This window comes from Micromonospora sp. 15K316 (assembly GCF_004348525.1).
Lineage (GTDB): Bacteria > Actinomycetota > Actinomycetes > Mycobacteriales > Micromonosporaceae > Micromonospora.
In genome coordinates, this window is the sequence record NZ_SMKG01000072.1 from 1 (window position 1) to 26,595 (window position 26,595).

Here is a 26,595-nt window from a genome sequence, read left to right on the forward strand (position 1 = left end):
CGAAGCTCTCACGCCGGCAAAAGGCCGTGAACCGCGCCCACGCGAAAATCCGCGCCCGCGGCGAACGGGCGATCGCCACCCTCAAGACCTGGAAGATCCTGAACAAGCTGCGCTGCTGCCCACGGCGAGCGACTCCGATCGTGCAGGCCATCCTCGTTCTGCACCACGTCGAAGCCAACCGCTACGCAGGATGAAAAAGGCCCATTGTTGGCTCACTTCCGTGCCGCTATGGCGGAGCGATCTCTGCTGGTGTGGGGCACGGGACGGGAAGGCCTTTGGACTGTGGACGTGGTAGTCGACGGACTCGCGCCGCCGGCGGGGTTTCGGCAAACGATCGGGTCGATTCAGGTGACGGCGGGGCAGCTCCACCTGACGAATTACGAGTCCTTGACGATGGCCGCGCAGTTCAACGATGTGCACCTGCCCGAACCGCACCTCCAGGACTTGGTCTTCGAACTGCCTAACGAGATGTACCGGTGTGAGATCGTTCAGCTCGAAGACCCGGACGACGAGCAAGCCGCTGTGCCCGACTTCGTCCTCACTCTCACAACTGGTCCAGCAGTCGAGCCTTGGCCCGAGCCACCATGGCACGAGGCTTAGCGGGGTCGCACCGCCAGCCCGCCTGCGCCTCGCTGTTCAGCAAAGACCGATTTCGGTTGCGCAGTGCCAGCCACCTGTGTGACCGGCACGGCCTGCTACTGATTATCGCCCTGGGCGAGTCGCTGATCGCGGTGGGCGCCGGCGCCGGATCGGCGGTCACCCGCTGGCTGGTCCCTGATCGCCGCACTGCTCGCCGTGGCCGTTGCCACGGCTCTGTGGTGGCTGTACTTCGAGAACGCCGCCGCACCGGCCGGACAGGCCCTGGCGCGTCTCCCCGACCGGGACCGCGTACGGCCCGCCATCAACGCCTACGGCCTGGCCCATTTCCCGCTCATCGCCGGGATCATCTACCTGGCCCTGGGCATCGAACTCGTCCTCGAGCACCTGGCCCACCACCCGTCGCAGCATCCTGCCGGGGCGCCGCTGGATTGGACCTCCACAGCAGCCCTCTTCGGCGGCCCGGTCGTCTACCTCATCGGCCGGGGCCTGCTCCTCCGTTTCACCGTCGGACACACCCCACGCGCCCAGTCGTCGAGGCCGGCATCATGCTCGCACTGCTTCCCGTCGCGCGGAGCCCGCCCGCCCTCGGCGCTTTCGGCGTGATCACCGCTGTCCTCGCCGCGCTCGTCTGCTACGAACGCTTCAGGTGGCAGCCGACCGCAGGTGCCAGATGAATACCCACCCTCACCTCTACGGCAGGCGGCCCTGGGGGCTGTGTCGAAGTCGTCACAGGTGAACGTGGCAGGCGGCACGGTCGTGATGGGATGTTGTCGGCACTGGAACAGCGGGGGGCGAGATGTTTTCTGGTCGTGCGTGGCGCGTGGTGCGGTTCGGCGCCCCGGAAGAGGCGATCGAACTTCAGGAACTCACCTGGCCCGAACCGTCCCCGGGGCAGGTGCTCATTCGGGTGCGAGCCGCGGGTGCCGGGTTTCCCGACGCGATGATGACGGCGGGAAAGTTCCCGCTGCTCGGCGATCCTCCGTTCGGGCTCGGCGAAGAGGCGGCCGGCGAGGTCGTCGCCGTACCGGCGGGCTCGCGCTTCACGGTGGGTGACCAGGTGGCGGGTATCAGCGAATTCCTCAAGGGCTGGGGAGGGTACGCCGACTACGCCTACCTGAGAGAGATATCGACCATTCGGATCCCCGCGGGGATGACGGACGAGCAAGCCGGCGGGTTCCCGATCGGGTTCCGGACGGCATACTCGGGTCTGGTCGAGCGCGTCCCGGTCGAGGCAGGGCGGACACTGCTGATCCTGGGCGCGGCCGGCAGCAGCGGTGCCACCGCCATTCAGCTGGGCAAGGCACTGGGCGCGACCGTGATCGCGGTGGCCGGCAGCGCCGAGAAGCTGGAGTTCTGCGCCCGGTACGGCGCGGACCACGGGGTGAACTACCGCACGCAGGACCTCACCGCCCGAATCGCCGAGATCACGAACGGACGAGGCGTGGACATCATCTACGACCCGGTGGGCGGCGAGACCGCGGCGAAGGCCATGCAGAGTCTCGTCCGCAACGGCCGTATCGCCCTCGTCGGCCTGGCCAGCGGCGCCCCCGTGGCGCTCGACCCGATGCAGCTGATGCTGCGTAACCAGACAGTGGTCGGCGTGCTGTCCATGCCTCAGGAGGATCCGCAGGCGGAGGCCGCCGTCTGGCAGCGCCTCGCCGACCTGGCCGAGCGGGGCGTCATCACCACACCGGTGGGCGCGGTTTACGGCTTCGACGAGGTGCCGCGGATGGTCGCGAACCAGATTGCCCCGGTGGCGGGCAAGTCCGTGGTCCGGGTCGCGGCGGCCTAGGAACGCGCTGCCATCCTGCAGCGCTTCGCCGACGTCGAACCCCGCCTGCGGGCCACCATCACCCTCGAAACGGGTGGAGGTCGTAGTCGCCCGGCTGGTCGTACGGCACCCACCGGACCTCGGTCGACTCGCTGCTTGGCGTCGGCTTCCCGGTCAGGGCACAGCAGGCGAGCGCAGGGAGAACTGCTGCCGCACCTCACTTCCCGGTACCGCCGGTGTAGACGACCGTGCCGCGACGGGAGCGCGGAGGCTCTCGCGACTCGGTCAGGGTCTGCGCCGCCGGGCGCCGCAGCATTTCGAAATCGTTTGCGGTCACCTGCTGGCGGCGAACGTCGGGGTGCCCGTCAATGCCCCGAGGGGGTGAGACACGTTTCGCGGCACCACTGTGGCTCGGGCCGGTTCGTCGCCCACCGGCAGCTTCAAATCCCCGTCTGGCAGCGGCAACCGGAATCGAAGATCGACTCTGAAACAAGTTTCAAGCCTGTGACGCATTGACCCTTGGCGAACTGTTTGGTGTCGTGAACGTCGGACCGCAAACGATTTCAGGTCCGCGCGGTCCCCGACGAGTTCGGAGGAGAGGCCACATGGCGCCGAGGACGGATCCCGCCATCACCCGACGCGGGCTGTTCGGTCTGGGGGCCGCCGCCACCGCCGCCACGACGCTCACCGGCGTCGCCGAACCCGCGCGGGCGGCAGCGACGGTCGGCCTCGCCCCGCCGGGCGACGCCGCCGCGGACCTCCTGCGGCAGTGGCGGGAGGCGCCGGGCAGCCATCCGCTCCTGCCGGACGTGTCGACCGCCGGCTACCGGCTCGGCCAGAAGCCGCCGCGGCCGCGGATCACCACGAAGGTCACCGACTTCGGCGCCCGGCCGGACGGGACGGACTGCACCGCGGCGTTCAACGCGGCAGTACGCCACGCCGGCGAGCACGGCGGGGGAGTGGTGCTGGTGCCGCCGGGGACCTGGACGCTCTCCGGGCCGGTCTGGATGCACTGGTCGGGGGTGGTGCTGCGCGGGGCCGGCCAGGACGCCACCGTGCTGCACTGCACCCGTACCCTCGACGACGGCTACCGGCCGAACCGCCAGCCCAACGGCAACAGCCGCTGGTCGTGGACCGGGGGACAGATCTGGTTCATCGCGCCGGAGCGGCGGGCCCGCTCCGAGGCCGAGGAGTACGCGGGCACCGAGGGGTGGCTGCTCGGTGACGTGCTCGCCGAGGTCGGTAGCGCCTCCCGCGGCCAGCGGACGCTTGTGGTCTCCGGCGCCGGCCGGCTGAGCCCCGGCGACATGGTCGTGCTCGAGTGCCAGAACCCGCCGGACGCGAGCCTGCTGCGCCACCTCGCCGGCGACGTGCCCGGCACCCGGAATTACGACTGGCCGCGCGGCGCACCGCAACTGGTCACCGGCTCCGGCGGGCAGTACGTGCAGTACGCGACCCTGCAGTGGCCGGTGCGGGTGGCGGCGGTGCTCGGCGACCGGACGGTCCGGCTGGCGCAGCCCCTCAAGTACGACCTGCGGCCCGGCTGGCCGGCCCGGCTGCGCGCGATCGGCCCCACCGTCCACGACGCCGGCGTCGAGCACCTCACGATCCGCAACGCACCCGTCCCGCAAACCGCGCACAACCGGCACCCCGGCTCGAACGGGGTGTGCTTCCAGGCCGTCCACGACTGCTGGGCGCGCGACGTCCGCGTGGAGAACTGCGACCTCGGGTTCGGGTTGACCACCGCCAAGGCGGTCACCCTCACCGGGGTGACCGTCGGCGGGCGGGCCGCCCACCACAGCTTCGCCTGCCGGATGCAGTCGAACGACAACCTGGTGGAGGACTTCGAGATCGAACGGTTCACCGTCCCGGTTCCCTCCGACGCGATCCACCACGGCCTGAACGTGGAGGGGCTCTCGGCCGGCAACGTCTACCGGCGCGGGCGCATGGCGGAAGGCACCTTCGACACCCACCGCGCGCTGCCGTTCGAGAACGTCCGCACCGACATCACGGTGGAGAACAACGGCCGGGTGGGGGGATCCGCCGCGTCCGGACCGCTGTTCGGCGCGCGGATGGCGCACTGGAACGTGCGCATCACCAACGGCCGGCCGTACGCGATCACGATCGCCGACGTGGCGCCGCGCAGCGTGACAGTCGGCGTGCGGGGCGTCGAGGACACCGGCAGCGGCCTGCCCCGCGACTTCTCCGGCGACCTGGAGTCACTGCTCGCCGACCACGGGTCGGCGCCATCCGTCGAGGACCTCTACCTCGCCCAACGAGGCCGGCACGAGAAGCCCGGGAGAGTGCGATGACCACGGAACACAGCAGGCGAACCGTCCTTCGCTGGGCGGCGGCGACGGGTGCCGCCGCGGCCCTGCCCCCGCTGGTCGGCGGCCGGGCGTACGCCGATCCGGCGCCCACCGGGAACCGCTGGGCCCGCGCCCGGTACATCAGCGCCAAGGTGCGGCGCCCGCACTTCCCGGATCGCTGGTTCAACATCCTCCGGTACGGCGCGGTGGGCGACGGCGCCACCGACTGCACGGCGGCCATCCGGCGGGCCGTGAAGGCCTGCCACGCCGCCGGGGGCGGCCACGTGCTGGTGCCGGCCGGTCGTTTCGTGACCGGCCCGATCCACCTGCTCAGCAACGTCGACCTGCACGTCACCGCCGACGCCGTGGTGTTGTTCAGCCAGAACCCGGCCGACTACCTGCCCGCCGTGCTGACCCGGTTCGAAGGCGTCGAGCTCTACAACTACTCGCCGCTGATCTACGCCTACGGTCAGCAGAACATCGGCGTCACCGGCGGCGGAATGCTGGACGGCCAGGCGGACAACGCGCACTGGTGGCCGTGGAAGGGCAAGCCGGAGTACGGCTGGAAGCCCGGTGACCCCAAGCAGGACGACGCCCGGGCCCGGCTGTTCGCGATGGCCGAACAGGGGGTGCCGGTCGCGCGGCGGGTCTTCGGTGAGGGGGACTACCTGCGGTCGTCGTTCATCGAGCCGTACCGGTGCCGCAACGTGCTCATCGAGGGCGTCACGATCGTCCGGTCCCCGATGTGGGAGATCCATCCGACGCTGTCGACGAACGTCCTCGTCCAGGGCGTCACCGTCGACTCGCACGGCCCGAACAACGACGGCTGCGACCCCGAGTCCAGCCGGCTGGTCGTCATCCGGGACTGCACCTTCGACACCGGGGACGACTGCATCGCGATCAAGTCCGGGCGCAACGCCGACGGGCGCCGGGTCGCCGTGCCCAGCGAGGACATCCTCATCGAAGGGTGCCTGATGCGCGACGGCCACGGCGGTGTGACCATCGGCAGCGAGATGTCCGGCGGCGTCCGCAACGTCTTCGTCGACGACTGCGAGATGTCCAGCCCCAACCTGGACATCGCGCTGCGGTTCAAGACGAACTCGGTACGCGGCGGGTTCATCACCGGCTTCCACGCCCGCGACATCCGCATCGGCGAGGTCGCCGGCGCGGTCATCGACATCAACTTCTACTACGAGGAGGGCCCCGGGTACGGGTTCAACCCGTTCGTCGGCGACATCGACGTCCGGAACCTCACGGCACGCTCGGCCGGCCGGGCGCTCAACCTCCGCGGCTATCCGGACGCGCACATCCGCGGAGTGACCCTCACCGACGTCGACTTCGGCACCACCAGCCAGCCCGCCGTGGTCGAGTACGTGGACGACCTCGTGCTGCGCAACGTGCGGGAGAACGGCGCGCCGCTCGACCCGGCCTCGGCGTGAACACGCAACCCCGGCGGCGGCTGATCGAGCAGGCAGCCGGCTGCGCCGGAAGTCTCTCGCCTCGCCGTGCGCCGTACCGGAAGGAGAAGCATGACCAGATCCTCGAACCGTCGCGACGCCCTCCGGCTCGGTGTCGTCGCGGCCGCCGGCGTCCTACCGCTGACCCGCGCTACCCGTCCATGATCGTCGGTCTGCCCGGGCACGACGTCGAGGACGTGCGGATTGCCGATCACGTCGACGTCCGCGAGATCTGACAGGCCAGGCCCGCTGAGAGGAGCCCAGGAGTGAAGCGTCGTACTCGATTTCTGCTGTGCCTGGGCGCGGTGGCGGCCCTGACGGCCGGGCTGTCCGGCCCGAGCCTCGCCGGGCCGGACGACACGACGGCCGCCGCAGACCGGCCCGGGGTGCGTTCGACGGGCACTGTCGTGGTGGTCCGCCCGGGCTCCGCGCCCGTCGTCACGAACGTCGGCACGTCCAGCATCACCGTGCGCGCCGGCGCCCGGGTGCCCGCGGTCACGGGCCGGCTGGTCGCCTCCGACCGGTCGCGGCAACGACTCACCGTCGTCGACGGGCACGGCAGGCAGAAACGGGCCGAGCGCATCGAGGCGGGGGACCGGCTGCGGGTCACCGCCGAGGACGGGCACTCCCAGGCCAGCTACACCTTCGCCATCGACGACCCGGACGCCGAGCGGCGCGACGGCGTCTACTGGAACCATCCCCGGTACGACGAGATCGACCGTACCGTCAACGCGAACACCCCGGTGTTCCCGGACCGCCGCTGCGACATCACCGCCCACCGGTACGCCCACCTGGTCCGGCAGATCACCGAGCGGTACGCCGTCGGCAACGAGGCCGGTGATCCGGCGGTCAAGACCTCACCGCTGGTCTACGCCTCACATCAGGTCTGGTACTACACCGATGCCATCGCCGCGGCGATCTCCGACTGCCACCGGGCCGGCGGCGGGATCGTGGTAGTCCCGGCCGGCGGTTCCCGCAACCCCGACGGGGCCTACTACTCCGGCGCCATCACCCTGCTGAGCAACATCAACCTGCACATCGAGACCGGCGCCACCGTGAAGTTCGTCCGCAACAAGACGAACGAGTACTACCCAGTCGTGCTGACCAGCTACGAGGGCACCGACCTCTACAGCTTCTCGCCCTTCGTCTACGCGCTGCACCAGACCGACATCGCGGTCACCGGCGGCGGCCTGCTGGACGGGCAGGAGGACATGTGGAACTGGCGCCCTTGGAAGAAGGGCTACTGGGGTGAACCGTCGGTGGAGAACAAGGACACCGACGCGCCGTACGGCACCAACGGCGTCCTCAACGCCATGAACTACGCCGACGTGCCGATCCCGAAGCGCATCTTCTCCGACGACGGGCACCTGCCGGCCACCATCCCGGTGATCGACGGCGAGTCGGTGCGCGCCGTGCCACCGCCCGCCGACGCGGTACCCCTCAGGTCGACGTTCCGGCCGTCGCTCATCCAGACCTACGCATCCCGCAACGTCCTCATCGAGGACGTGCAGATCCGGAACACGCCGTTCTGGATCGTGCATCCGGTCAGCTCGAAAAACGTCCTGATCCGGAACCTCGACATCTACAGCGACAAGACCAAGGACTTCGAGGCCGGCGGCTGGAACAACGACGACGGCGTCGACCCCGAGTCCAGCAGTCACGTCGTGATGGAGGACAACCACGTCACCGTCAGCGACGACGGCGCCGCGATCAAGGCCGGCCGCAACGTCAACGGCCGGGAGCACCGCGGCCCCAGCGAGGACATCATCATCCGGCACTCGGTCTACAACAACGACGGCGGCGGGTCCGCGGCGGTCTCGATGGGCAGCGAGATGTCCGGGGGAGTCCGCAACGTCTTCATCCACGACAACGAGTTCGGCGGTCCCGGACTGTCGCTGGCGCTGAAGATCAAGACCAACTCCAACCGCGGCGGGTACGTGGAGAACATCTACCTGCGGGACTGTCTGTTGCGCAGCGGCATCTCGGGGATGGTCCAGTTCGACGGCAACTACTCCGAGACCGTCCCGTTCCCGGGTGCGGACGTGTTCAACCCGACCATCCGCAACATCTACCTGGACAACGTCGACACGGCGCCCACCATGACGCCGGGTCGGACGACCTTCCAGATGTCCAGCGCGGCGTCACGCTCGCCGGTGGAGAACGTCTACTACCGCAACTCGGAGTTCTACACCACGAACACCCTCGACGCCGGCTTCCGGGGGAACAAGAACATCAAGAACTTCGTCGTGGAGGACGTCTCCTACGTCAACCCGTCGACCCTGCAGCGCACGGTCTACCACTCCACACCCTTGCACCTACGGGACGAGACCGAGGCGGTGACCGACTCGGGCCAGGCCGTGCGGCTGACCGCGGCGAGCATCCCGGCCCCGGACGTCATCACCCCGGTGCCGGCGCGGACCTTCACCCTGCGCGGCAAGGTGGACCTGTCGACCTACCCCGACTTCGTCGACCGGGGCACCGTCCGGGTGTTCGTGGACCGCAGCGGCACGGCCGTCCCGACCACTCTCGCCGCCGACGGAAGCTTCACCACCGGGCCGATCACCCTCGACGACGACCAGAGCTGGTACCAGGATCGGCACTACGTCGCGGTGAACTTCTACGACGGCATCAACATGAACACGATGGTGTACCAGGTGGTGGTCGCACCAACGGGTTGACCGGCACTCCGGCGCTCGTCCTTCCGCCCGTTCCCGTGCGCGCCATCGGTCACGGGAACGGGCTGAGGTGCGCCGTCCGAAAACAGCACATCCTGCGACCCGGCCGCCTGGTTGCGCCGGGAACTGATGCTCCCGGCGCAACCGAAGCCGTCGTCTCAGGCCGCGGAACGCTCGGCGATCGGCCGGCGGCGCAGGCTCACGTTCGAGACGGCCGGAGGTGTGTAGGCCGCCTGGTTGGGGCCGGCGTCGGTACCGGGCGGGGCGACCTCGTCGATCCGGTCGAGGATCTCGTCGTCCAGGGTGACGTCGGCGCCGGCGAGCAGGTCGTCGAGCTGTTCCATGGTGCGTGGCCCGAGGATCGCCGAGGTTACCCCCGGGTGCGCGATCGCGAACGCCATCGCGAGGTGGGCCATGGGCAGGCCGGCACCCTCGGCGAGCGGAATGAGTTGTTCGACCACCTCGAGCTTGCGCTCGTCGCTGAAGTACTCCGGCGTATGGCCTGCCCGGTGGGTGTCGGTCTGCTTGCCCTTGCGGTGTCGGCCGGTGAGCAGGCCCTGGCCGAGCGGGCTCCACACCAGGGTGCCCATCCCGTAGCGCTGGGCGATCGGCAGGACCTCGCGTTCGATGCTCCGGTTGACGATGGAGTACGGCGGCTGCTCGGTGTGGAAGCGCTCCAGGCCGCGCCGCTCGGCGACCCACTGCGCCTCGACGATCTCCGAGGCCGGAAAGGTCGACGTGCCGATCGCACGGACCTTGCCGCCGCGGATCAGATCGGACAGCGCCGACAGGGTCTCTTCGATGTCGACAGTCGGGTCGGGGCGGTGGATCTGGTAGAGGTCGAGGTGATCGGTCTGCAGGCGGCGCAGGGAGTTCTCGACCGCGGTCATGATCCAGCGCCGTGAGTTGCCCCGGTGGTTCGGGTCCTCGCCCATCGGGTAGTGCACCTTGCTGGCGAGCACGACGTCGTCGCGGCGTCCCTTGAGCGCCTTGCCGACGATTTCCTCGGATTCGCCCTGGGAGTACACGTCGGCGGTGTCGATGAAATTGATCCCCGCGTCCAGCGCCCGGTGGATGATCCGGATCGAGTCGTCGTGGTCGGGGTTACCCAAGGCACCGAACATCATGGTGCCGAGGGCATAGGGGCTGACCCGGATTCCGGTCCGGCCCAGTGAGCGGTATTTCATGGTTCTGTCTCCCGTAGAGGTGTGTGTTGAGTGGCCGGCGCTGGCGAACGGCGCGCTGCGCGAAGAACCCGACGCGCCGGGGCCGGAAAGCCGACCAGACGGCGGACGCGAACGATGAGATCCGTTTCCTGCGGTCCGGACTACCCGTCTCGCGCCGAGGACGCCGTCTGAAGCTCCTCGTCGTCGAACACGATCTCGACAAGCGGGCTGCGCGCGAACCAGTCGTCGAATTCCTGGCGCCGGGCGACCCGCGCCGCGATCTCTGGACGGTTCTGCAGGTCGAGGATTGCGGTGATCACCCGCCGTCGGGCCGGCTCGTCGACCGGCACCGCGGTCGCGGGCAGGTCGGTGTGGACCCCGTGCTTGAGATGCACCACGAACCGCGGATTGGCGCGCACGTTTGCGTACCAGCTACGGGGTCCGGGCGTGCCGCTGAGGTACCAGCGACCGTCGACACGGTGGAACCAGATTTCTATGCGGCGCGGAATGCCGGTGCGTGCGCCCAGTGTGGTGATGTCGATGGTGCGCTCAGCCGGGGAAGAGTCCGGTCCGATGGCGAGGGCTCGCGCGACGGTGTCATCCACGGTCACGGTCTCATCGGCCGTTCGTCGTCGAAGGGCACCTCGCCGGCGTTTCGGTCCGGCCCACGGTGTGGTGGCTCATGCTTCTCCCCCAGAAGGCGGTGGTTGAATTCGGCCGAACCTCATTCCTTGCCTCCTGTTTGCCAGTACTGGCCCGGAATCCCGTGTTCGTTCCCGTGGTACCAGCAAAACAAATCCGCAAACCCTGTGCTAGCAGAATCGTCTTGGGTGTTTGCACTATTCTCTTCGCTCGGGCCTTCTCCCGGCAGCGCCGGTGCGCCGGCGGGCGGGGCCGGCTCCGCCACGGGTGCCGACCGCGTCGGGTCTGCAGCGTCGCCAGGCGTCAGTGGATGCATAACAATCGACGCTGTACGGGCCGGGAAGACCGGCCTCTCGCGGCGAGGCGGGCTCGGCGCTCTTGCCGTCCGCAAGACGGATTTGCGCGTAACTCTTCAATCCTTGCACGATCCTTTCGCTGCCGGACGGCCGGCGCGGGTTCTGTGCTGCACTGGTGACATGTCTGCAGAAGAGCTTTGCGAACTGCTGCAACGGCATGCACGTCCCGATTTGACCACTGCCATCGAGGGTGTCCGGATCTGCAGAGCGGACCATACCGTTCTGCCCGGCTCCTCGATGTCCGGCACGGTTTTGGCGGTCGTCGCTCAGGGCTCCAAGCGTCTGGCGGTGGGCGACCGGGTCTACGAGTACGGCGCGGGTCAGTATCTCGTCGCCTCGGTCGACCTGCCTGTGACAGGAGAGTTCGTCGATGCCGTCCCGGGCCGCCCCGCACTTGCCTTCGGGATGACTCTGGAACCCGCCGCCATCGCGGAGCTGCTGTTGCAGACCGGTCCGGGGGATCTCCCGAAGTCTCCTGGCGCCGTACGGTCGGGAGTCGCAGTCACCGACGCCCCGGACGAATTGCTCGACGCGATTGTGCGGCTACTGCGTCTGCTGGACCGGCCAGGGGATCGGAAGGTACTGGTTCCGCTGGTCAAACGGGAGATCCTCTGGCGGTTGATGACCGGGGAACAAGGTGGCATCGTCCGTCAGCTCGGTCTGGCTGACAGCAGCCTGGCGCATATCAGACGTGCTGTGCAGTGGATCCGAGAGAACTACAACCGACCGTTTCGGGTCGAGGAGGTAGCACGGCTTTCGGGGATGAGTGTGCCCGCCTTCCACAAGAACTTCCAGGCGGTGACGGGGATGGCACCCATCCAGTTTCAGAAGAACCTTCGGCTGCAGGCGGCGAGGTTGATGCTGGCGACCCGTCCGCATGACGTCACCGGTGTCGGCCACCGTGTCGGCTACGACAATCCGTCCCAGTTCAGCCGGGAGTACCGGCGCCAGTTCGGTGTTCCGCCCAGCGTCGACGCGGCCCGTATGCGCGGTGGGGCCGTTCCCGCCCCCGCGGCGCTGCCCTGAAAGTCGTGTAGCGGAAGAGGATTGCGCGACCACGAAAGATAATCGTGCTAGCCCCGTTCTCGCGGCGTCGCTTGTATTGGAGATACGGAACGGATTATCGACTCCGCACCCGTCACCGCGAAGGAAGAGGCGACTGGTGGTGGTCTTTATTCGGCGGCTCGCGAATCAAGGAGATCAATCGACATGCAAAAAGACGTGATCAACAAGATCTGCATCGACGGTGAGCTCGTCACCCCGCACGGCACGGAACTTTTCGACCTGTACAACCCCGCCACCGGGCGTCCAGGAGAAGCAACTCGACGACGTTCTCGCGCTCATCACGAAGAAGGTCGCGGCCGACTACCGGGTCGGTGACCCGCGCGACCCGGCGACCGCCGTCGGCCCGATGGTGAGCCAGCGGCAGTGGGAACGTGTCCAGTCCTACATCCACCATGGGCTGGAGGAGCGCGCCCGGATCGTCGTGGGCGGACCCGGTCGCCCCGACGAACTTCCCGACGGCTACTACGTGCGACCGCCTGTGTTCGCTGACGTCACCAACGACATGGCGATCGCACGCGAGGAAATCTTCGGACCGGTCCTGTCGGTCATCACCTACCGTGACGAGGACCACGCCGTCGAGATCGCCAACGACACCACCTACGGCCGGCACGCCTACGTGTTCTCCAGCGACCCCGCGCGAGCACGCCACATCGCGTCCCGCCTCCAGGCGGGACGGGTGTCAATCAACGGCGGCTACGAACCGCTGTCCCCGTTCGGCGGGTTCAAGCAGTCAGGCCTCGGCCGCGAATACGGCAGCTTCGGCTTGAAAGGTTCCTGGAGCCCAGGTCTGTGATGTTGTGACAGGCGCGGCCGGACCGCGTGGCTGGTATGCGTACGCAGACATCCGAGTCTCGGCGCGCACCCCGGCACGGGGTTCGGCCGACCCGCCCGCGCCAGCGGCGGCGGTATTCCATAGCGACGACAGGCCGGCGATGCCGTGTTGCCGTGTTGAGGGCGCCGCTACACGGCGACGACGTCGGCGACGATGCAGGCGATGTTGTCTGGTGCGCCGGCGGCGTAGGCGAGGTCGATCAGCCGTTGCGCTGTCGGTTCGGGTTCGCCGGCCTCGGCGAGGGCGGTGTGCAGGTCCCGACGATCGACGACGGCGGACAGGCCGTCGGTGCAGAGCAGGTAGCGGTCATCGGCCAGGGCGGTGCGCAGCGCCAGGTCGGCCTCGACGGGCTGGTTGCCGCCGAGCGCGCGGGTGAGCAGCGCGCGCCGCGGGTGGATGGCGGCCTGGTCGAGGCTGAGCTTGCCGTGGTCGACTTGACTCTGGACCCAGGTGTGGTCCTGAGTGAGCTGGGAGAGTTCACCGCCGCGCAGCAGGTAGACCCGGGTGTCGCCGATGTGGACCAGAGCCAGTTGCGATCCGCGGCGCAGCACAGCGGTCAGCGTGGTGGCGGGCTGGGCCTCGTCCGTGCCGGCGGCGCGTACCGTCCGGTCGACGTCGTCGACTGTCGCGGCGAGCATGGCGAGCAGTTCGACGACCGGCTTGTCGGCCAGTTCGAGGGTCTTGAGGGCCTTGACGGCGGCGGTGCTGGCGGCGGCGCCGGCTCCTCGGGTGCCGTCGGCGACGGCGAGCAGCCGGTCGCTGGCGTAGGCGGCGTCCTCGTTGCTGTCGCGTCCGTGTCCCTGATCGCAGCGCACGGCGTAGTGGAAACTCGGGCTGGGGTGGTTGGTGTCGGTCATGCTGTCGCCCTTCCTGGACAGGTGCTCGACGAGGCGGGCGACGTGGTACGCGCGGTTCGCGGTGTCGGCGGCGACCTGCCGCCAGTACGCGGTGACCGCGTGAGCCGCCGCGTCGGGCTCCAGCTCACACACCGTGCGGATGTCGGCCAGCGGCATGCCGATCCGGCGCAGCTTAGCGATCAGCCGGGCGTGAGTCAGTTGCTCCGGCTCGTAGAACCGGTATCCGGACTCGGGATCGACCGCGGCGGGCGTCAGCAGCCCCACCTCGTCGTAGAGGCGTAGCGCCTTCGGTGTCAGCCGCGCCGCTCGGGCGAACGCGCCGATCGTCAGCAGCCCCACGATGTCATCCTCCTCGTGCCGGCCCGGTGGCCGGCACGGACCACGGTGGGGCTTGCCCATGGGTCAAGGTCAAGCGCCGGGCAACGCCGGCCCGGACCGGCCCTGCGGGCAGGTGTGATCGGGGCGAGCCGTAAGGCGGCGTGCTGATGGGGGAGCAACCACCACCATCGGAACGCGCCGCGGTGGTCGCGTTCGGCGGGTGGGTGTTCAGGCGCGCCCGCGTACGAGCGGCAGAAAGACCTCGTCGACGATTTCGATCAGTACCTCGTCAGGGACGGAGGGGACGCCGCGCATCGCGTACTCGGCTCGTAGCAGCATCATCGGTGTTGTCGCGACGCGCGGATGGGCGGCCGTCGGCGGCGCCTCGCCGCGTGCTACGGCGCGTTCGAGCATGGTCAGCCAGGCGCGGTCCATGGTGTCCGCGCCCGACCGTTCGCGCATGAGGGCGAGTAGCGCCGGGTCATCGGCCGCAGCCGCCAGCAGGCCGCGTAGGACCGCCCCGTGCGGCGAGGACCATGTCTCGTTGGCCTGCCGCAGCATCTCGAGCGCGTCACCGCGCAGGGTGCCCGTGTCGGGGTTCGGCATCACGGCGTCGGACAGGTGGCGGTACGCCGCGATGCCCAGCGCAGCCCGATGCGGCCACCGGCGGTAGATGGCGTTCTTGTTGGTCCCGGCGCGGGCGGCGACCCGGTCCATGGTCATCCCCGCGTACCCGGACTCGCGTAGTTCCTCTGCCGCGGCGTGCAGGATCGCCCGTTCCAGCTCTTCGCCCCGGCGCCTCGTGCTCACGCCTTGCAGGGTACTCGACGTACCCTATAGGGTACGCGGCGTACCGTAAAAGCGAGGGGAATCTGTATGCGCGTCTTCGGCATGAACTACGACACCGGCTTCGTGAGCGCCGGTTCCACGACCCACGAACCGTTCGACCCCGAGACCGTGCGGCGCGACCTGCGGGTCATCCGTGACGAGCTGCACTGCGACGCGGTGCGCATCACCGGCGGTGTCCAGGATCGGCTGGAGCTGGCCGCGCGATCCGCCGCCGAGGCTGGGCTCGAGGTGTGGTACTGCCCGTTCACCAACGGCCTGGACCGCGACGGGCTCATGGCGTTCGTGCTCGACGGCGCGGAGCGGGCCGAGCGGCTGCGGCGCAGCGGCGCCTCGGTCGTGTACCTCACGGGCTCCGAGATCTCCATGTTCACCGACGGCTTCCTGCCCGGCCGTGACCTGGCAGAGCGCATGGCGCTGTTCACCGACCCGATGCGGATGCGGGAGGCGGTCCCGGCCGCGCGCGCCGCGGTGCGCGACTTCCTCGCCGAGGCGGTGCCCGCGGTGCGAGAGCGATTCGGCGGCCCTGTCGGCTACGCCTCGATCCCGCTGGAGGACGTCGACTGGGCGCTGTTCGACATCATCGCCAGCGACGCCGGATACCGCGACGCGACCAACGCGGCAGCGTTTCCACAAACCCTGGCGGCGGCGGTGGGGCAGGGCAAGCCGTACGCCGCGACCGAGTTCGGCTGCTGCACGTTCCGCGGCGCGGCCGACGTCGCGGGCGCGGCAGAACCGGTGACCTACGACGAGCACGGCCGCGCCGCGAAGCTCACCGCACCGCTGGAGCGTGACGAGGAGGGCCAGGCCCGCTACCTCGTGGACCTGCTGCACGACTACGAGACCGGCGGGGTGGAGGCAGCGTTCGTGTACACGTTCGCGAACCGGCACCTACCGACCACCGGCGACCCGGAGCACGACTACGACCTGGCCGCGCGCGGGATCGTGCGGGTACTGCCGGACGGCTCGTGGACGCCGAAGGTCGCGTTCCACGCCCTGGCCGAATACGGCCGCACGCGCACTCATGCCCTCGCGAAGTAGTCGCACGCCCTCGCTCGGCCGCCTACCGCCCAGCGCGACCGTGGGCAGGCCCGGCCGGCGGTCATTCCTGGCGATGAGCTCGCCGCCGCAGGCCGTGGCGAGCTCCAGACTGTGGCACACGAGGTGCTGCCGTCGCAGCACCTCGCGGTGGCGCACCGGAAGATGGCCGCCGGTCGCCTTTCGGCAAGATCGTGCTGACCCCGTAGTCGAGGCTGCCCCGCGGATCACCTTCGGGCAGGCTGGGTAGGTTGGCCGCATGCCTTCCGCACTTGTTGTCGGCTACGACCCGCATGCGATACCTGGCGCCGACGCAGAAGCACTTCGTGCCGCACTGGATGCGGAGCTGACCCGGTTCGGTGAGCAGGGCATCGACGCCTCCATGGCGCTGATCGTGTTCGACGAATCGGCCGAGTCGACGCTCGTCACCTCGCTCACCGAGCAGCCGTGGGATGTCGTGGTCGTCGGCGGCGGGATCCGCAAGACCGAGCAACTGCTCCCGCTGTTCGAGCAGATCGTGAACCTGATCCGCCGCCACGCCCCCCAAGCCGCCATCGCGTTCAACACCAGTGGCGGGGACAGCGTCGAAGCAGCACAACGATGGCTCTGAAACCCGACCGCGGGATCACGTCCTGACCCACAGCCGGATCGCGGCAACGGTGGCCGCGTGCCCAGCACACGACCCACGCCGGGGCCACCGTTCGGCTGCACACCGGCGACCACGGGCCACCGGTGTGCAGCTGCGTACGGTCAGGGCGGAGTAGTCCCCAGGACCGAGAAGAACGCCCCCTGCGGATCGGTGAGGACCGCGAACCGGCCCCGCGTCAGGTCCGTCGGCTGGACGGCGAGCGTCGCGCCCATCCGAATCGCCTCGGCGACGACCCTGTCGGTGTCGGTGACCGCGAAGTAGACCATCCAGTGCGACGGAAGATCACCCCAGTCCTCACCGACCATAGGCATCATCCCGGCGACGGGGCGTCCGTCCAGCTGCCACGTCGTATAGGTGATGGGACCCATCGGTTGCTCGTCCGCCGTCCACCCGAACACCGACCCGTAGAACTCCCTCGCCCCGTCCGACTCCCGCGTGGTCAGCTCAGGCCAGGTCAGCGAGCCGGGCACGTCGAACACCTCGGCTCCCGGCATGCCGAGCGACTGCCACACCCCGAACGACGCCCCGGCCGGATCGGCGAACAGCGCCGTTCGCCGGGAGCCGGGAACGTCGACGGGCTCGGTCAGGATCCAGCCACCGGCGGCGGTCACCCGCCGGCAAACCTCCTCGACGTCATCGGTCGCCAGATAGGGCAGCCAGGCAGGCGGCTGTTGCGGGCCGGCACCCAGCCCGGCACCGGCCACCGGTTTGCCCTGCTGATGGAAGACGAGGTGGTCGTCAGCCCCGGCCTGCGGTCCCGCGTCGGCGACGGCCCAGCCGAACAGGGGCGCGTAGAAGCGCGCCGCGCCGTCAAGGTCGGTGGTGACCAGGTCGATCCAGGCGGGTGCCCCCGGTGGAATATCCGTCATGGCTTCGGTTTCGCTTCCCCTGCTCCGGCGTGATCCGCCCGGGTCCCACCGAACGGCCCCGGGTAGCCCGCGTCGGCGAGATCCAGGATGGCCAGGTCGGCCCGGCAGGGCGTGCCCGGCGGGATGGTACTCACGTCGACCCCTCTCGACTGGGGGCGGCCACCGCCGGCACGCCCTGCGGGCATCGTGGCACCGTCCGCGCGTCGAACGGGGCGGATCGGGCGAATCGTCAGCTGAACCGTCGTCCAGGTCTGCCGAGAGGTGGCGCGTGGACGGCCGGCCCGATCATCTCGGCGATCGATGTCAGGGCGGCTTCAGATCTCGAAGTCCTCCGCCCACCGCCCCCATTCGACAGCGCTGAGGTCCGGCGGCGCGGCATCGGGGGACGGCAGCGCGGCATCGTGCTGCAACCACACGATCACCAGCTGGGAGCGGTGGAGTACGGGGTCCTTGCCGTCGTCGACGGGCCCTGACGAGAATCGTCCCATCACGATCACTGAGGGAAGCGTCTCCACCGGTCCGAACGGAAGCGAATCAGATTTCAGGTCTGACTCCTGGGTCCGTGGAGGGTCGATGACGTGGACCGGCGCGCCGGGCAGGACGCGTGCCGCTCGCTGCGCCAGCCCGCCCATGATCATGTCGTTCAGTCGCCGCATCGGGTAGCCCTCGAGCAACCCACCGTACGTCAACGCCAGATGCGCCTCGGTCAGTGCGATGTCACGTCCGTTGGGCAACACCACAAGTGCCAAGTCCACAGCCGTCGAAGGTACGTGACATCCATGACGCACCGCCGCTCGCCCGATGTGCCCGACGTGTCCTGGCGGCTGTTCGCCCAGCTCGTCCGGCCGGCGACCGGGTACGAGTAGCTCTCACGCTCATGCCGCGGGCCGCGAGCCGCGAGCCGCGTATCGTGACGAGTTGGCGCGCGCCGCGCCTCGCCCGGTCGTGCCGATGACAGCCCGCGACTCGGCAACTCACTGGCGTGGCGCTGGCCCGGTCGTCATGATCGGGTCCGTGCTCGCTGACCTGTGGCCCCAGTACGGCCTGACCATCGTTACGCCACGACTCGAACTCCGGCTCCCCCGCGAGGAGGAACTCGCCGCACTCGCCCACCTGGCGGGCAACGGCGTGCACCGGGCGGACGAGCGGCCGTTCCTGACCCCGTGGACCGACGGCAGTCCCGAGGATCGGGCGCGGTTCGTCCTGCAGGGACACTGGGGACGGCTCGCGGGGTGGAGCGTGGCAGCATGGGGCCTCGGACTCGCGGTCTTCCATGACGGAGACCCGCTGGGCATGGTCACGCTGAGAGCACGTGATTTCCTGGTTGTTCGCGAGGTCACGACCTCCTCGTGGTTGGGGCTCGGACACCAGGGCAAGGGCTACGGAACCGAGGCTCGGGTCGGTCTGCTCACGCTGGCCTTCGACCACCTCGACGCGCGTGCGGCGCTCACCGAGGTCTTCCAGGACAACCACGCCTCGCAGAGAGTGTCCCGCAAGCTCGGCTACGAGGACGACGGCATCTCGGTTGACGCCCGCAACGGCGAGGCCGTCGTCTCCGACCGCCTACGGCTCACCAGGCAGAAGTGGATGAGTCAGCAAGAGCGGCTCGGAGTACGGGTCGACGGCATGACAGCATGTCGCCCAACGTTCGGCCTCTGACGGCATCCGCTCATACCGCCCACCGTTTGCCACCCTCGCCTCACTGGCCGGTTGTGGATACGGTGCGGCCGTGGATCGCCGACTTGCGGCGCCGTGGGCGCCAGGCGTCGGCGCGCTGCTGACAGTGGTATGGCTCATCGGCGTCGCCTCGGTGACGTGGCCGCCCTGTTGGCCGTCACCCCTGGGCCTCCTGAACGGCGGCCGCGGCAAGTGCCTCCTGTCGGCTGCTGGATCCGATGGACCGTGCGTGCGTCGCTGCCCTACCCTGCCCTCGTGCCGATCATGAAAGTGGAACGTCCTGCCCTCGGAGCAACGATCCGGCGTGCGCGGGTACCGGTAGTGCTCACAGTGATCGCGGCAGGCATCGCTGCGCTCGGCGGCTATTGGACCGGGGTGTCGCATGATCGGCATTCGGCGACCGCGGTGGTGTTGACGGGGGCGGTCACCTGGTCGAACGAGGAGACGCGACTGATCGCGTTCGAGGTGGATGGCGTCGTCCGTAAGCCCGACGACGGGGACACGATCTACTCCGTGCTTACCGACAATTGGCAGGACGTCGCGGGGACGAGCCACTCGGATGGCACCTATCCGACCTGTCTGGGCGGGAATGGCGGCGATCCGGTTTCCACGGACCATCACCGGGCCGAGTTGACCGTCATCGACTGGGACACTGATGGTGCCCAGCGGATGCACGTCGCGGTCCGAGTCCGCTGCCTGGACTGAAACGCCATCGGCACACCGACAGACGGGATTGCCTCGGCCATAGGCGACCACGGTCTCACTCTTCTGCCGCCGCCTGTGCATATTCACCGAGTGAGGGCGTGCCGCTCGGTAGCTGTCCCATCCTGAACTGCCGGTGAGCGGTACCTCCGAGCGGCTCGGCGTACGCCGATCGATCTCATGACCTTGGCGGCGAGGCGCGTCCGCGACTGGCTTCGCGGCCTACACCGGCCGGTAGAGAAGCGGGTGGGCTCGCACAGGTGGACCGACCGACCGAAGCCCGGCAACCCTCGTGCGACGTGGCGCGGCCGGGCACGGACAGCTCAACGGAACCAACCCGGGACACACCGGCGCACAGCAAAACGCGCCGCAGGGCGCAATCGAGCGCCAGGATGACACCAGCTATCTGACCTTCGACCGAGACCACCAACTGATCGGGAGTAAGGCATGGGCCTTATCCACATCGAGCTGTTCGCAACCCTCGACCTCGTCGGGCAGGCGCCCGGCGGCCCCGACGAGGACCCGGTGGGGTTCCCGTTCGGCGGCTGGCAGGCACCTCTGCTCGACGAGGTCACCGGGGCGCAGGTCGGTGCCGCGTACGAGGGCACGGACGCCCTCCTGCTCGGCCGGCGAACCTATGACATCTTCGCCGCCTACTGGCCGCACCAGGAGGGCGGCGAGGACAACGAGATCGCGACGCTGTTCAACAGCGTCCCGAAGTACGTGGCCTCCCGCGGCGGGCCCGACCTCTCGTGGGCCGGGTCCACACACCTCGGCCCGGACCTGGCCGGCGCGGTGCGCGAGATCCGTGACCGGCACGCGCACGTGAAGGTCGTCGGGAGCCTGAACCTGGTGCAGACCCTCCTGCGCGAGAAACTCTTCGACCGTCTCGACCTCTGGGTGCACCCGATCGTGCTCGGCGTCGGGAAGCAGGTGTTCGACGGCGGCGCGGTGCCCACGAACCTCACACTCCTCGAACCGCCGGTAGCCGGCCCGAAGGGCACCGTGTTCCTGCGTTACGGGCTCGCCGACGGCACGCCCGCGACGGGTGACATGGGCGCACCCGATCGCGGTGCCGGACGCGACGGCTGACGCCGACGTGAGACCCTGATTGTCCGACATCCAGCCAGTTAGATCCTTTTTCTTGCGACCAAACACTTGACGACATCCAGCAACACTGGAAAGCATTGCTGGATGTCGATGCTAGGTCGCACCCTCAGTAAGGTCGTTGCTGTCGCTACGGTGCTCGCTGCCACTGTGGCGGCCGCTCCGGCGTCGGCGGCGCTGCCGGAGTACACGACCGCCGAGGCGGGCAACCCGATCGTGGCCGGGTGGTACGCCGATCCCGACGTGGCGATCTACAACAACCGCTACTACGTGTTCCCGACCGCGTCCCGCCCGTACGCGGAGCAGACCTACCTCGACGCCTTCTCCTCGACCGACCTGATCAACTGGACCAAGCACCCGAACGTCCTCACCACCGCCAACGTGAGCTGGGCCCGGTACGCCGTCTGGGCGCCCGCCCCGATCGCCCGCAACGGCAAGTACTACCTGTACTTCGCGGCCAACGACATCCAGAGCAACAGCGAGCTCGGCGGTATCGGGGTGGCGGTGGCCGACCGGCCCGAGGGGCCCTACACCGACGCGATCGGGCGGCCGTTGATCGCGCAGTTCGTCAACGGCGCCCAGCCGATCGACCAGGACGTCTTTATCGACGACGACGGGCAGGCGTACATCTACTACGGCGGCTGGCGGCACGCCAACGTCGCGAAGCTGAACCCCGACATGACGAGCCTGGGCACCTTCCCCGACGGCACGACGTACAAGGAGATCACTCCGAGCGGGTACGTCGAGGGCTCGCAGATGTTCAAGCGGAACGGCAAGTACTACCTGATGTGGTCCGAGGGCGGCTGGACCGGCCCCAACTACTCCGTGGCGTACGCGATCGCCGACTCACCCACCGGCCCCTTCACCCGGCTCGACAGAGTCCTGGCGCAGGATTCCGCGGTGGCGCGCGGCGCCGGGCACAATTCGGTGCTGAACATCCCCGGCACCGACACCTGGTACATCTTCTACCACCGCCGACCGCTGTCGGAGACCGACGGCAACGCGCGGCAGGTCGCCTACGACCGGATGAACTTCAACGCCGACGGCACGATCCAGCGCGTGAAGATGCTCGTGAAGGACAACTTCGCCGACGGCAACGCCCTCGGCTGGAAGACGTACGGCGGGGCCTGGTCGGTCAGCGGCGGCCAGTACCGCACGACCGCCTCCTACGGCGGCAAGTCACTGCTCGACGACAACCACGTGAACGCCACCTACGACCTCGACGTCAGGGTCACGTCCGGCATCGGCGACGCCGGACTGGTGTTCCGGGCCTCGAACGTGGGAACCGGAACCGACGCCTACCGCGGCTACTACGCCGGCATCACCCCGGCCGGGCGGGTGATCCTCGGCCGCGCTGACAACAACTGGACCCTGCTCGGTGCGGCGCCGCTGCCGGTCATCGCCGGCCAGCAGTACCACCTGCGCGTGGTGGCCGTCGGCACCTCCATCAAGGTGTACGTCGGTGACATGACCACACCCAGGATCTCGGTCACCGACGCCACCCACACGTCCGGCAAGTCGGGTGTTCGCGTCTACAACGCCGCAGCCGCCTTCGACAACGTCGCCATCACCAATCAATAGGGTGCCAGGGCCGGGATTGACTGGATCGCAAGTAATGCTCGTACGTCGGACAAGCGCCCGGCCCAGGTGGGTCGCTGTCGCCGACGGGAAATCCGCCAGGTCGGGCTTGCGTCACGGCTTCGGCGGGTCGAGGTGCCGACGCCGTGACGGAGTGCTTCGCCAGAGGAGCACGCCGTCGCGCACAAATCTTGCACGCCCTGTCGCCCTAGCATCAGCGCCGAAGGCGGGGACTGTGGTCCACGTTTTCGTGACCACGGTAGCGGTGCGGGCTCGGTGACCGACGTGACCCGGCATGCCCCGCGTCAGCTGCTGCCCGCCGACAGCCGCACCGGCCGCTCGCCGGCGGCCAGCGTGCCCAGCAGCCGGAGCGCGTCGGCGCTCGGGCTGTGCGGCTCCGCGCGGTACACGATGAGCTGCTGGCCGGCGGAGCCGCGCACGTCGAACGCGTGGTACGACAGCGTCAACTCGCCGACCGCGCCGTGCCGGAACGTCTTCGCCTCGTGCGTCTTGCCCCGCACGTCGTTGCGCTCCCACAGCCGGCGGAACTCGGGACTGGCCGCGCTCATCTCCTCGACGAGACGCCGAGTGCGCCGGTCATGGGGGTCGTGGCCGAGCGCGAGCCGCAGGTTCGCCACGCACGCCTCGGCGGCCCGCGTCCAGTCCGCGAAGAAGCTGCCGCCAGCCGGGTCGAGGAACGTCATCCGGACGATGTTGTCGGCTTCTGCGAAGTCCGCGTAGAACGCGCCGGCGAGCGCGTTGCGGGCGAGCAGGTCGAGCCGACGGTCGATGACGATCGCCGGAGTGTCCGGCCATGCGTCGAGCAGCTCGCGCAGGCCCTGCTCGACGTGGGGCCGCGCCGGGGTCGGCACGCTGCCGGGTGCGGCGTCGGCCAGCCGGAACAGGTGTTCGCGGGCGTCCGGCCCGAGATCGAGCGCGCGGGCCACCGCGTCGAGGACGGACGCCGAGGGGTGGCGCTCCCGTCCCTGTTCCAGCCGGGTGTAGTAGTCAGCACTCACGCCGGCCAGTACCGCGACCTCCTCGCGCCGCAGCCCGGCGACCCGGCGGGTCCCGGCCGAGGCGAGACCGACGTCACCCGGCGTCAGCCGGGCGCGCCGGGCAGCGAGGAACGCCCCGAGAGCGCTGGTAGGCATGCCACCGAGCGTAGCCAGGCAGGCCACGGTCAGCCAGGGTGCGCCGCACCCAGGCGATGCCCGCCCTGGTTGGCCGCCGCCGGAGTCGCGACGGTGGGAGGGAAGAGTCGCAACCCACGGAGGTACCCCGGTGAGCAACCCCATGCTCGACGAAGCGGTGCTGGCCACGGTCACCGCGAACAGCGGTGACCGGCGTCACCCGCTGATGTTCGTCAACGCCACCATCCACACCCTCGACCCGGTGATCGGTGACCTCGAAGGCGCCGATCTGCTGCTCGGCGGCGAGGTGATCGTCGCCGTCGGCCCGAGCCTGCACACCGCCGCGGAGGACGACGGCGCGATAGTCGTCGACTGCACGGGGCTGACCATCGTCCCCGCCGTTGTCGACGGCGCCGCCCTCGCCGGCCTTCGCCTCCGAGGCGCCGACCGAGTAGGGACGCTCACACCCGGCAACCCAGCCACGTTCGCCGTGGTCGCCGACCGGTCCGCCGGGACTTCCCAGCTGGAGATGATCATCTGGCGGCCCGGACAGGCCGCTGCCGTCGTCGTCGACGGCGAGTTCGCCCTCGTCAACGGCCGCCGCCTCACCCCGGCTCCGGCCGACCCCGACCCCGAGCCCGACCGCCGGCCCCGCGCTGTGCGGAGCCCGTACCTCGGAATGTGGGTAGACGAGACGGGCTTCGTGCACCAGGAGCTGACCGCCGACGGCCGGTACGACGAGACAAGGGGCGGCCGACCACACGCGTACCAGGGGTCGTTCTGGATCGACGGCGACCGGATCGTCTACCGCGACGACCTGGGCTTCTGGGCGTACGGCCGGTTCGCCGACGGTGTGCTGCACCACGCCGGCTGCACCTTCCACCGCCAGTGACCAGAGACGATCGAGGAGACACGAAGATGATGTTGTTCACCGGCGGCACGGTCGTCAGCATGGACCCGCAGATCGGCGACCTCGAACGCGGCGACGTGCTCGTGCGCGGGGACCGGATCGTGGCCGTGGGGCCCGACCTTAGGTCGCACCCGGAGGCTGCGGGCGCGACCGTCGTCGACACGACGGGGCGCATCGTGAGCCCGGGCTTCGTCGACACCCACCGGCACGCGTGGGAGGCGCAGTTGCGTCGCAGCATCCCGGACGTGACCGATCTCGCCGAGTACGTGACGTCGACGCTGGCCGGGATCGCCCCCGCCTACACCCCCCACGACATGTACGTGGGCACCCGTCTCGCGGCCCTGACGGCTCTCGACGCCGGCATCACGACGATGCTGGACTTCTCCCACAACTCCCGGACAGCGGCCCACTCGGACGCGGCGGTCCAGGCGTTGGTCGACACGGGCATCCGGGGCGTGCACGCTTCGATGGGCCCACACTTCGGGGAGTGGGACCGGCAGTGGCCCGCCGACCTCGCGCGACTGCGGTCGGCGTACCACGGGGCGAACCACGGCCTCGTGACGCTGCGCCTCGCGGCGCTCGCCACCGACGAGATCGCCGGCCCGGCACTCGCCTACGGGCGGGACCTGGCGGCCGTGGCCCGCGACCTCGGTCTCGGCGTGAGCGTCGACGCGGTGTTCGGCGCGCCGTCCTCCGCCGCGATCCTGCGGTGGGCCGCCGACGGGCTGTTGAGCTCCGACGTGACCCTGATCCACGCCACCGGCCTGAGCGCCGAGGCGTGGCGGGCCATGAGAGACACGGGGACCACCGTGTCGCTGGCGCCGACCTCGGACGCGCAGATCGGCCTGGAGACGGCGGTCCCGGCGATCGACGAGGCGCTGGCGGTCGGCATCCGGCCCGGACTAAGTATCGACGTGGAGGTCGCGCTCGCCAGCGACATGTTCACCCAGATGCGGACGCTGCACGCGATCCAGCGGATGCGGGCGGTGGCCGGCTCCCACGGCAGCGGAGCGGTACCGGACCGGATCACGACCCGGGACGTGCTGGACTTCGCGACCCTGCAGGGCGCGCGCACGAACGGGCTCGGGCAGGTGACGGGCTCGCTGACGCCTGGCAAGCAGGCGGACCTGCTGGTCGTCGACGCCGGCGACGTCAACACGATGCCGCTCAACGATCCGATCGGCACGCTGGTTCTCGGCGCGGACAGCCGCAACATCGAGACGGTGATGGTGGCCGGCCGGATCCGCAAGACGGGCGGACGGCTGGTCGACGTCGACGTCGACCAGCTACGCCGGGAGGTGACCGTGTCCCGCGACTCGATCCGAACAGCTGCCGGCCGGGTCTGACCAAGCCGTCCGACGACGAGGATCTCCAGCGGTCGGCCGTCCGGGCCGCCACGGAAGCCCGGGCCGGAACTTGCTGCGGCGCCCTGCAGACCTGGTCGACCAGTTGATTCAGCCGCCGACTCCACCTGAACCGCCTACTCCCTAACCCGGCGGACACCGTCCTGGTGTCCGCTCGCGGGGTAGGCGAAGCGCGGGCGTTGGCTACGTTCGCCGGGCCCGCGAAGCCGGCATGAGCCCGGTTGGTGTCCTTCTGCGAGTCGGGTTTGTTCTTGCCCTTCTACCACGTTATCTACCGCTCCGGTCGCGCCGAATTCGACGTCGTCTTCGGGCGACAAGGGGTGATCGGGCCGTCATTGGCCTCCTGCCGGAACGGGAGCAGACCCGGTAGTTCCGCAGTCATCGCTGGGCTGCCGAGGAGATGACGCGGGGATGGCGTTGTCGATGAGCACGGCGGCGATGGCGGCGGCGGTCGGGAAGGCGTCGGCGTTGAGAACCCGGGTCCGGGCCGCGGCGCCGTCGATGAGCAGTGCGAGCTGCTCGCCGAGCTGTTCAGGGTCGGCGGCGCCGGCTTCCCGGGCGGTGTCGGCGAGCCGCGCTGCGACGGCTTTCTTGTAGTCGCGCGCGTACTGGGATGCGGGGTGCTGGGGGTCGTGGAGTTCGACGGCGGCGCCGATGTAGGGGCACAGGGGGGT

At 69.4% G+C, this 26,595-nt stretch carries 24 protein-coding genes and 1 pseudogene; 17 read left to right on the forward strand and 8 right to left on the reverse strand.

What is annotated here, in order from left to right; all coding sequences use genetic code 11:
- The 7 genes from E1211_RS16015 to E1211_RS16045 form a co-directional block, all read left to right on the forward strand.
- Window positions 1-194: transposase family protein (locus E1211_RS16015; RefSeq protein ID WP_165947264.1), on the forward strand; the 194-nt coding region annotated here is incomplete at its 5' end.
- A gap of 94 nt (window positions 195-288) precedes the next feature.
- Window positions 289-600, forward strand: coding sequence for a hypothetical protein (locus tag E1211_RS16020; protein WP_132349804.1), 312 nt, complete (start codon window positions 289-291; stop codon window positions 598-600).
- A 177-nt stretch (window positions 601-777) separates the two neighbouring features.
- Window positions 778-1,203: a low temperature requirement protein A gene (locus tag E1211_RS32545; protein WP_256371321.1), complete on the forward strand. Its 426-nt coding sequence runs from the start codon at window positions 778-780 to the stop codon at window positions 1,201-1,203.
- Window positions 1,204-1,396: 193 nt separating this feature from the next.
- Complete coding sequence (locus E1211_RS16030; RefSeq protein ID WP_132349806.1) at window positions 1,397-2,392, forward strand: NADPH:quinone oxidoreductase family protein; 996 nt, start codon at window positions 1,397-1,399, stop codon at window positions 2,390-2,392.
- A gap of 584 nt (window positions 2,393-2,976) precedes the next feature.
- Complete coding sequence (locus E1211_RS16035) at window positions 2,977-4,683, forward strand: glycosyl hydrolase family 28-related protein (protein ID WP_132349807.1); 1,707 nt, start codon at window positions 2,977-2,979, stop codon at window positions 4,681-4,683.
- Window positions 4,680-6,119: a glycoside hydrolase family 28 protein gene (locus E1211_RS16040; RefSeq protein ID WP_132349808.1), complete on the forward strand. Its 1,440-nt coding sequence runs from the start codon at window positions 4,680-4,682 to the stop codon at window positions 6,117-6,119. Before E1211_RS16035 ends, E1211_RS16040 begins: the two co-directional genes overlap by 4 nt.
- Window positions 6,120-6,403: 284 nt before the next feature.
- On the forward strand, window positions 6,404-8,815 hold the full coding sequence (locus E1211_RS16045) for a glycoside hydrolase family 28 protein (protein WP_132349809.1): 2,412 nt from the start codon (window positions 6,404-6,406) through the stop codon (window positions 8,813-8,815).
- A gap of 155 nt (window positions 8,816-8,970) precedes the next feature.
- Here E1211_RS16045 and E1211_RS16050 read toward each other — a convergent pair whose 3' ends face one another.
- Window positions 8,971-9,999 carry an aldo/keto reductase gene (locus tag E1211_RS16050; RefSeq protein ID WP_132349810.1) on the reverse strand — a complete coding sequence of 343 codons (1,029 nt, stop codon included), beginning with the start codon at window positions 9,997-9,999 and terminating at the stop codon, window positions 8,971-8,973.
- Window positions 10,000-10,139: 140 nt separating this feature from the next.
- The gene (locus tag E1211_RS16055; protein ID WP_132349811.1) at window positions 10,140-10,583 is read right to left on the reverse strand and encodes a nitroreductase/quinone reductase family protein; all 444 of its coding nucleotides are present in this window, start codon (window positions 10,581-10,583) and stop codon (window positions 10,140-10,142) included.
- A 513-nt stretch (window positions 10,584-11,096) separates the two neighbouring features.
- On the opposite strand from E1211_RS16055, the gene E1211_RS16060 reads away from it, so the two are divergent.
- Together E1211_RS16060 and E1211_RS16065 are read left to right on the forward strand one after the other, a co-directional pair.
- A complete protein-coding gene (locus E1211_RS16060; protein WP_132349812.1) occupies window positions 11,097-12,002 on the forward strand; it encodes an AraC family transcriptional regulator in 906 nt (301 codons plus the stop codon).
- Window positions 12,003-12,222: 220 nt separating this feature from the next.
- Entirely contained in the window at window positions 12,223-12,834 is a 612-nt protein-coding gene (locus tag E1211_RS16065) for an aldehyde dehydrogenase family protein (RefSeq protein ID WP_207915384.1), read from the forward strand.
- Between the two features lie 167 nt (window positions 12,835-13,001).
- On the opposite strand, the gene E1211_RS16070 is transcribed toward E1211_RS16065, so the two are convergent.
- Complete coding sequence (locus E1211_RS16070) at window positions 13,002-14,069, reverse strand: MerR family transcriptional regulator (RefSeq protein WP_132349813.1); 1,068 nt, start codon at window positions 14,067-14,069, stop codon at window positions 13,002-13,004.
- A 207-nt stretch (window positions 14,070-14,276) separates the two neighbouring features.
- Complete coding sequence (locus tag E1211_RS16075; protein WP_132349814.1) at window positions 14,277-14,858, reverse strand: TetR/AcrR family transcriptional regulator; 582 nt, start codon at window positions 14,856-14,858, stop codon at window positions 14,277-14,279.
- Window positions 14,859-14,924: 66 nt separating this feature from the next.
- Here E1211_RS16075 and E1211_RS16080 point away from each other — a divergent pair, with 66 nt between their 5' ends.
- Window positions 14,925-15,935 carry a hypothetical protein gene (locus E1211_RS16080; protein WP_132349815.1) on the forward strand — a complete coding sequence of 337 codons (1,011 nt, stop codon included), beginning with the start codon at window positions 14,925-14,927 and terminating at the stop codon, window positions 15,933-15,935.
- Between the two features lie 256 nt (window positions 15,936-16,191).
- The gene (locus tag E1211_RS16085) at window positions 16,192-16,542 is read left to right on the forward strand and encodes a hypothetical protein (RefSeq protein ID WP_132349816.1); all 351 of its coding nucleotides are present in this window, start codon (window positions 16,192-16,194) and stop codon (window positions 16,540-16,542) included.
- A 140-nt stretch (window positions 16,543-16,682) separates the two neighbouring features.
- On the opposite strand, the gene E1211_RS16090 is transcribed toward E1211_RS16085, so the two are convergent.
- Both E1211_RS16090 and E1211_RS16095 read right to left on the reverse strand, forming a co-directional pair.
- The gene (locus tag E1211_RS16090; protein WP_132349817.1) at window positions 16,683-17,450 is read right to left on the reverse strand and encodes a VOC family protein; all 768 of its coding nucleotides are present in this window, start codon (window positions 17,448-17,450) and stop codon (window positions 16,683-16,685) included.
- Between the two features lie 314 nt (window positions 17,451-17,764).
- Entirely contained in the window at window positions 17,765-18,205 is a 441-nt protein-coding gene (locus tag E1211_RS16095; protein WP_132349818.1) for a hypothetical protein, read from the reverse strand.
- A gap of 259 nt (window positions 18,206-18,464) precedes the next feature.
- On the opposite strand from E1211_RS16095, the gene E1211_RS16100 reads away from it, so the two are divergent.
- The 4 genes from E1211_RS16100 to E1211_RS16115 all read left to right on the forward strand — a co-directional run bounded on the left by E1211_RS16100 (window position 18,465) and on the right by E1211_RS16115 (window position 22,517).
- Window positions 18,465-19,109, forward strand: a complete 645-nt coding sequence (locus E1211_RS16100; protein ID WP_132349819.1) for a GNAT family N-acetyltransferase — start codon at window positions 18,465-18,467, stop codon at window positions 19,107-19,109.
- Window positions 19,110-19,391: 282 nt separating this feature from the next.
- Window positions 19,392-19,832 carry a hypothetical protein gene (locus E1211_RS16105; RefSeq protein WP_132349823.1) on the forward strand — a complete coding sequence of 147 codons (441 nt, stop codon included), beginning with the start codon at window positions 19,392-19,394 and terminating at the stop codon, window positions 19,830-19,832.
- A gap of 444 nt (window positions 19,833-20,276) precedes the next feature.
- Entirely contained in the window at window positions 20,277-20,921 is a 645-nt protein-coding gene (locus tag E1211_RS16110) for a dihydrofolate reductase family protein (protein WP_132349820.1), read from the forward strand.
- 150 nt (window positions 20,922-21,071) lie between these two features.
- Window positions 21,072-22,517, forward strand: coding sequence for a glycoside hydrolase family 43 protein (locus E1211_RS16115; protein ID WP_243709545.1), 1,446 nt, complete (start codon window positions 21,072-21,074; stop codon window positions 22,515-22,517).
- 302 nt (window positions 22,518-22,819) lie between these two features.
- Here the strand turns inward: E1211_RS16115 and E1211_RS16120 are convergent, their stop codons facing one another.
- A complete protein-coding gene (locus E1211_RS16120) occupies window positions 22,820-23,668 on the reverse strand; it encodes a helix-turn-helix transcriptional regulator (RefSeq protein WP_132349821.1) in 849 nt (282 codons plus the stop codon).
- Between the two features lie 130 nt (window positions 23,669-23,798).
- Between E1211_RS16120 and E1211_RS16125 the strand changes: the two genes are divergently transcribed.
- Window positions 23,799-24,539 (forward strand): Atu4866 domain-containing protein, encoded by a 741-nt coding sequence (locus E1211_RS16125; protein ID WP_243709546.1) that lies wholly within the window; start codon window positions 23,799-23,801, stop codon window positions 24,537-24,539.
- A gap of 26 nt (window positions 24,540-24,565) precedes the next feature.
- Window positions 24,566-25,903, forward strand: coding sequence for an amidohydrolase family protein (locus E1211_RS16130; RefSeq protein WP_132349822.1), 1,338 nt, complete (start codon window positions 24,566-24,568; stop codon window positions 25,901-25,903).
- 350 nt (window positions 25,904-26,253) lie between these two features.
- Here E1211_RS16130 and E1211_RS16135 read toward each other — a convergent pair.
- Window positions 26,254-26,595, reverse strand: a pseudogene (locus E1211_RS16135) (hypothetical protein); the annotation flags it as partial.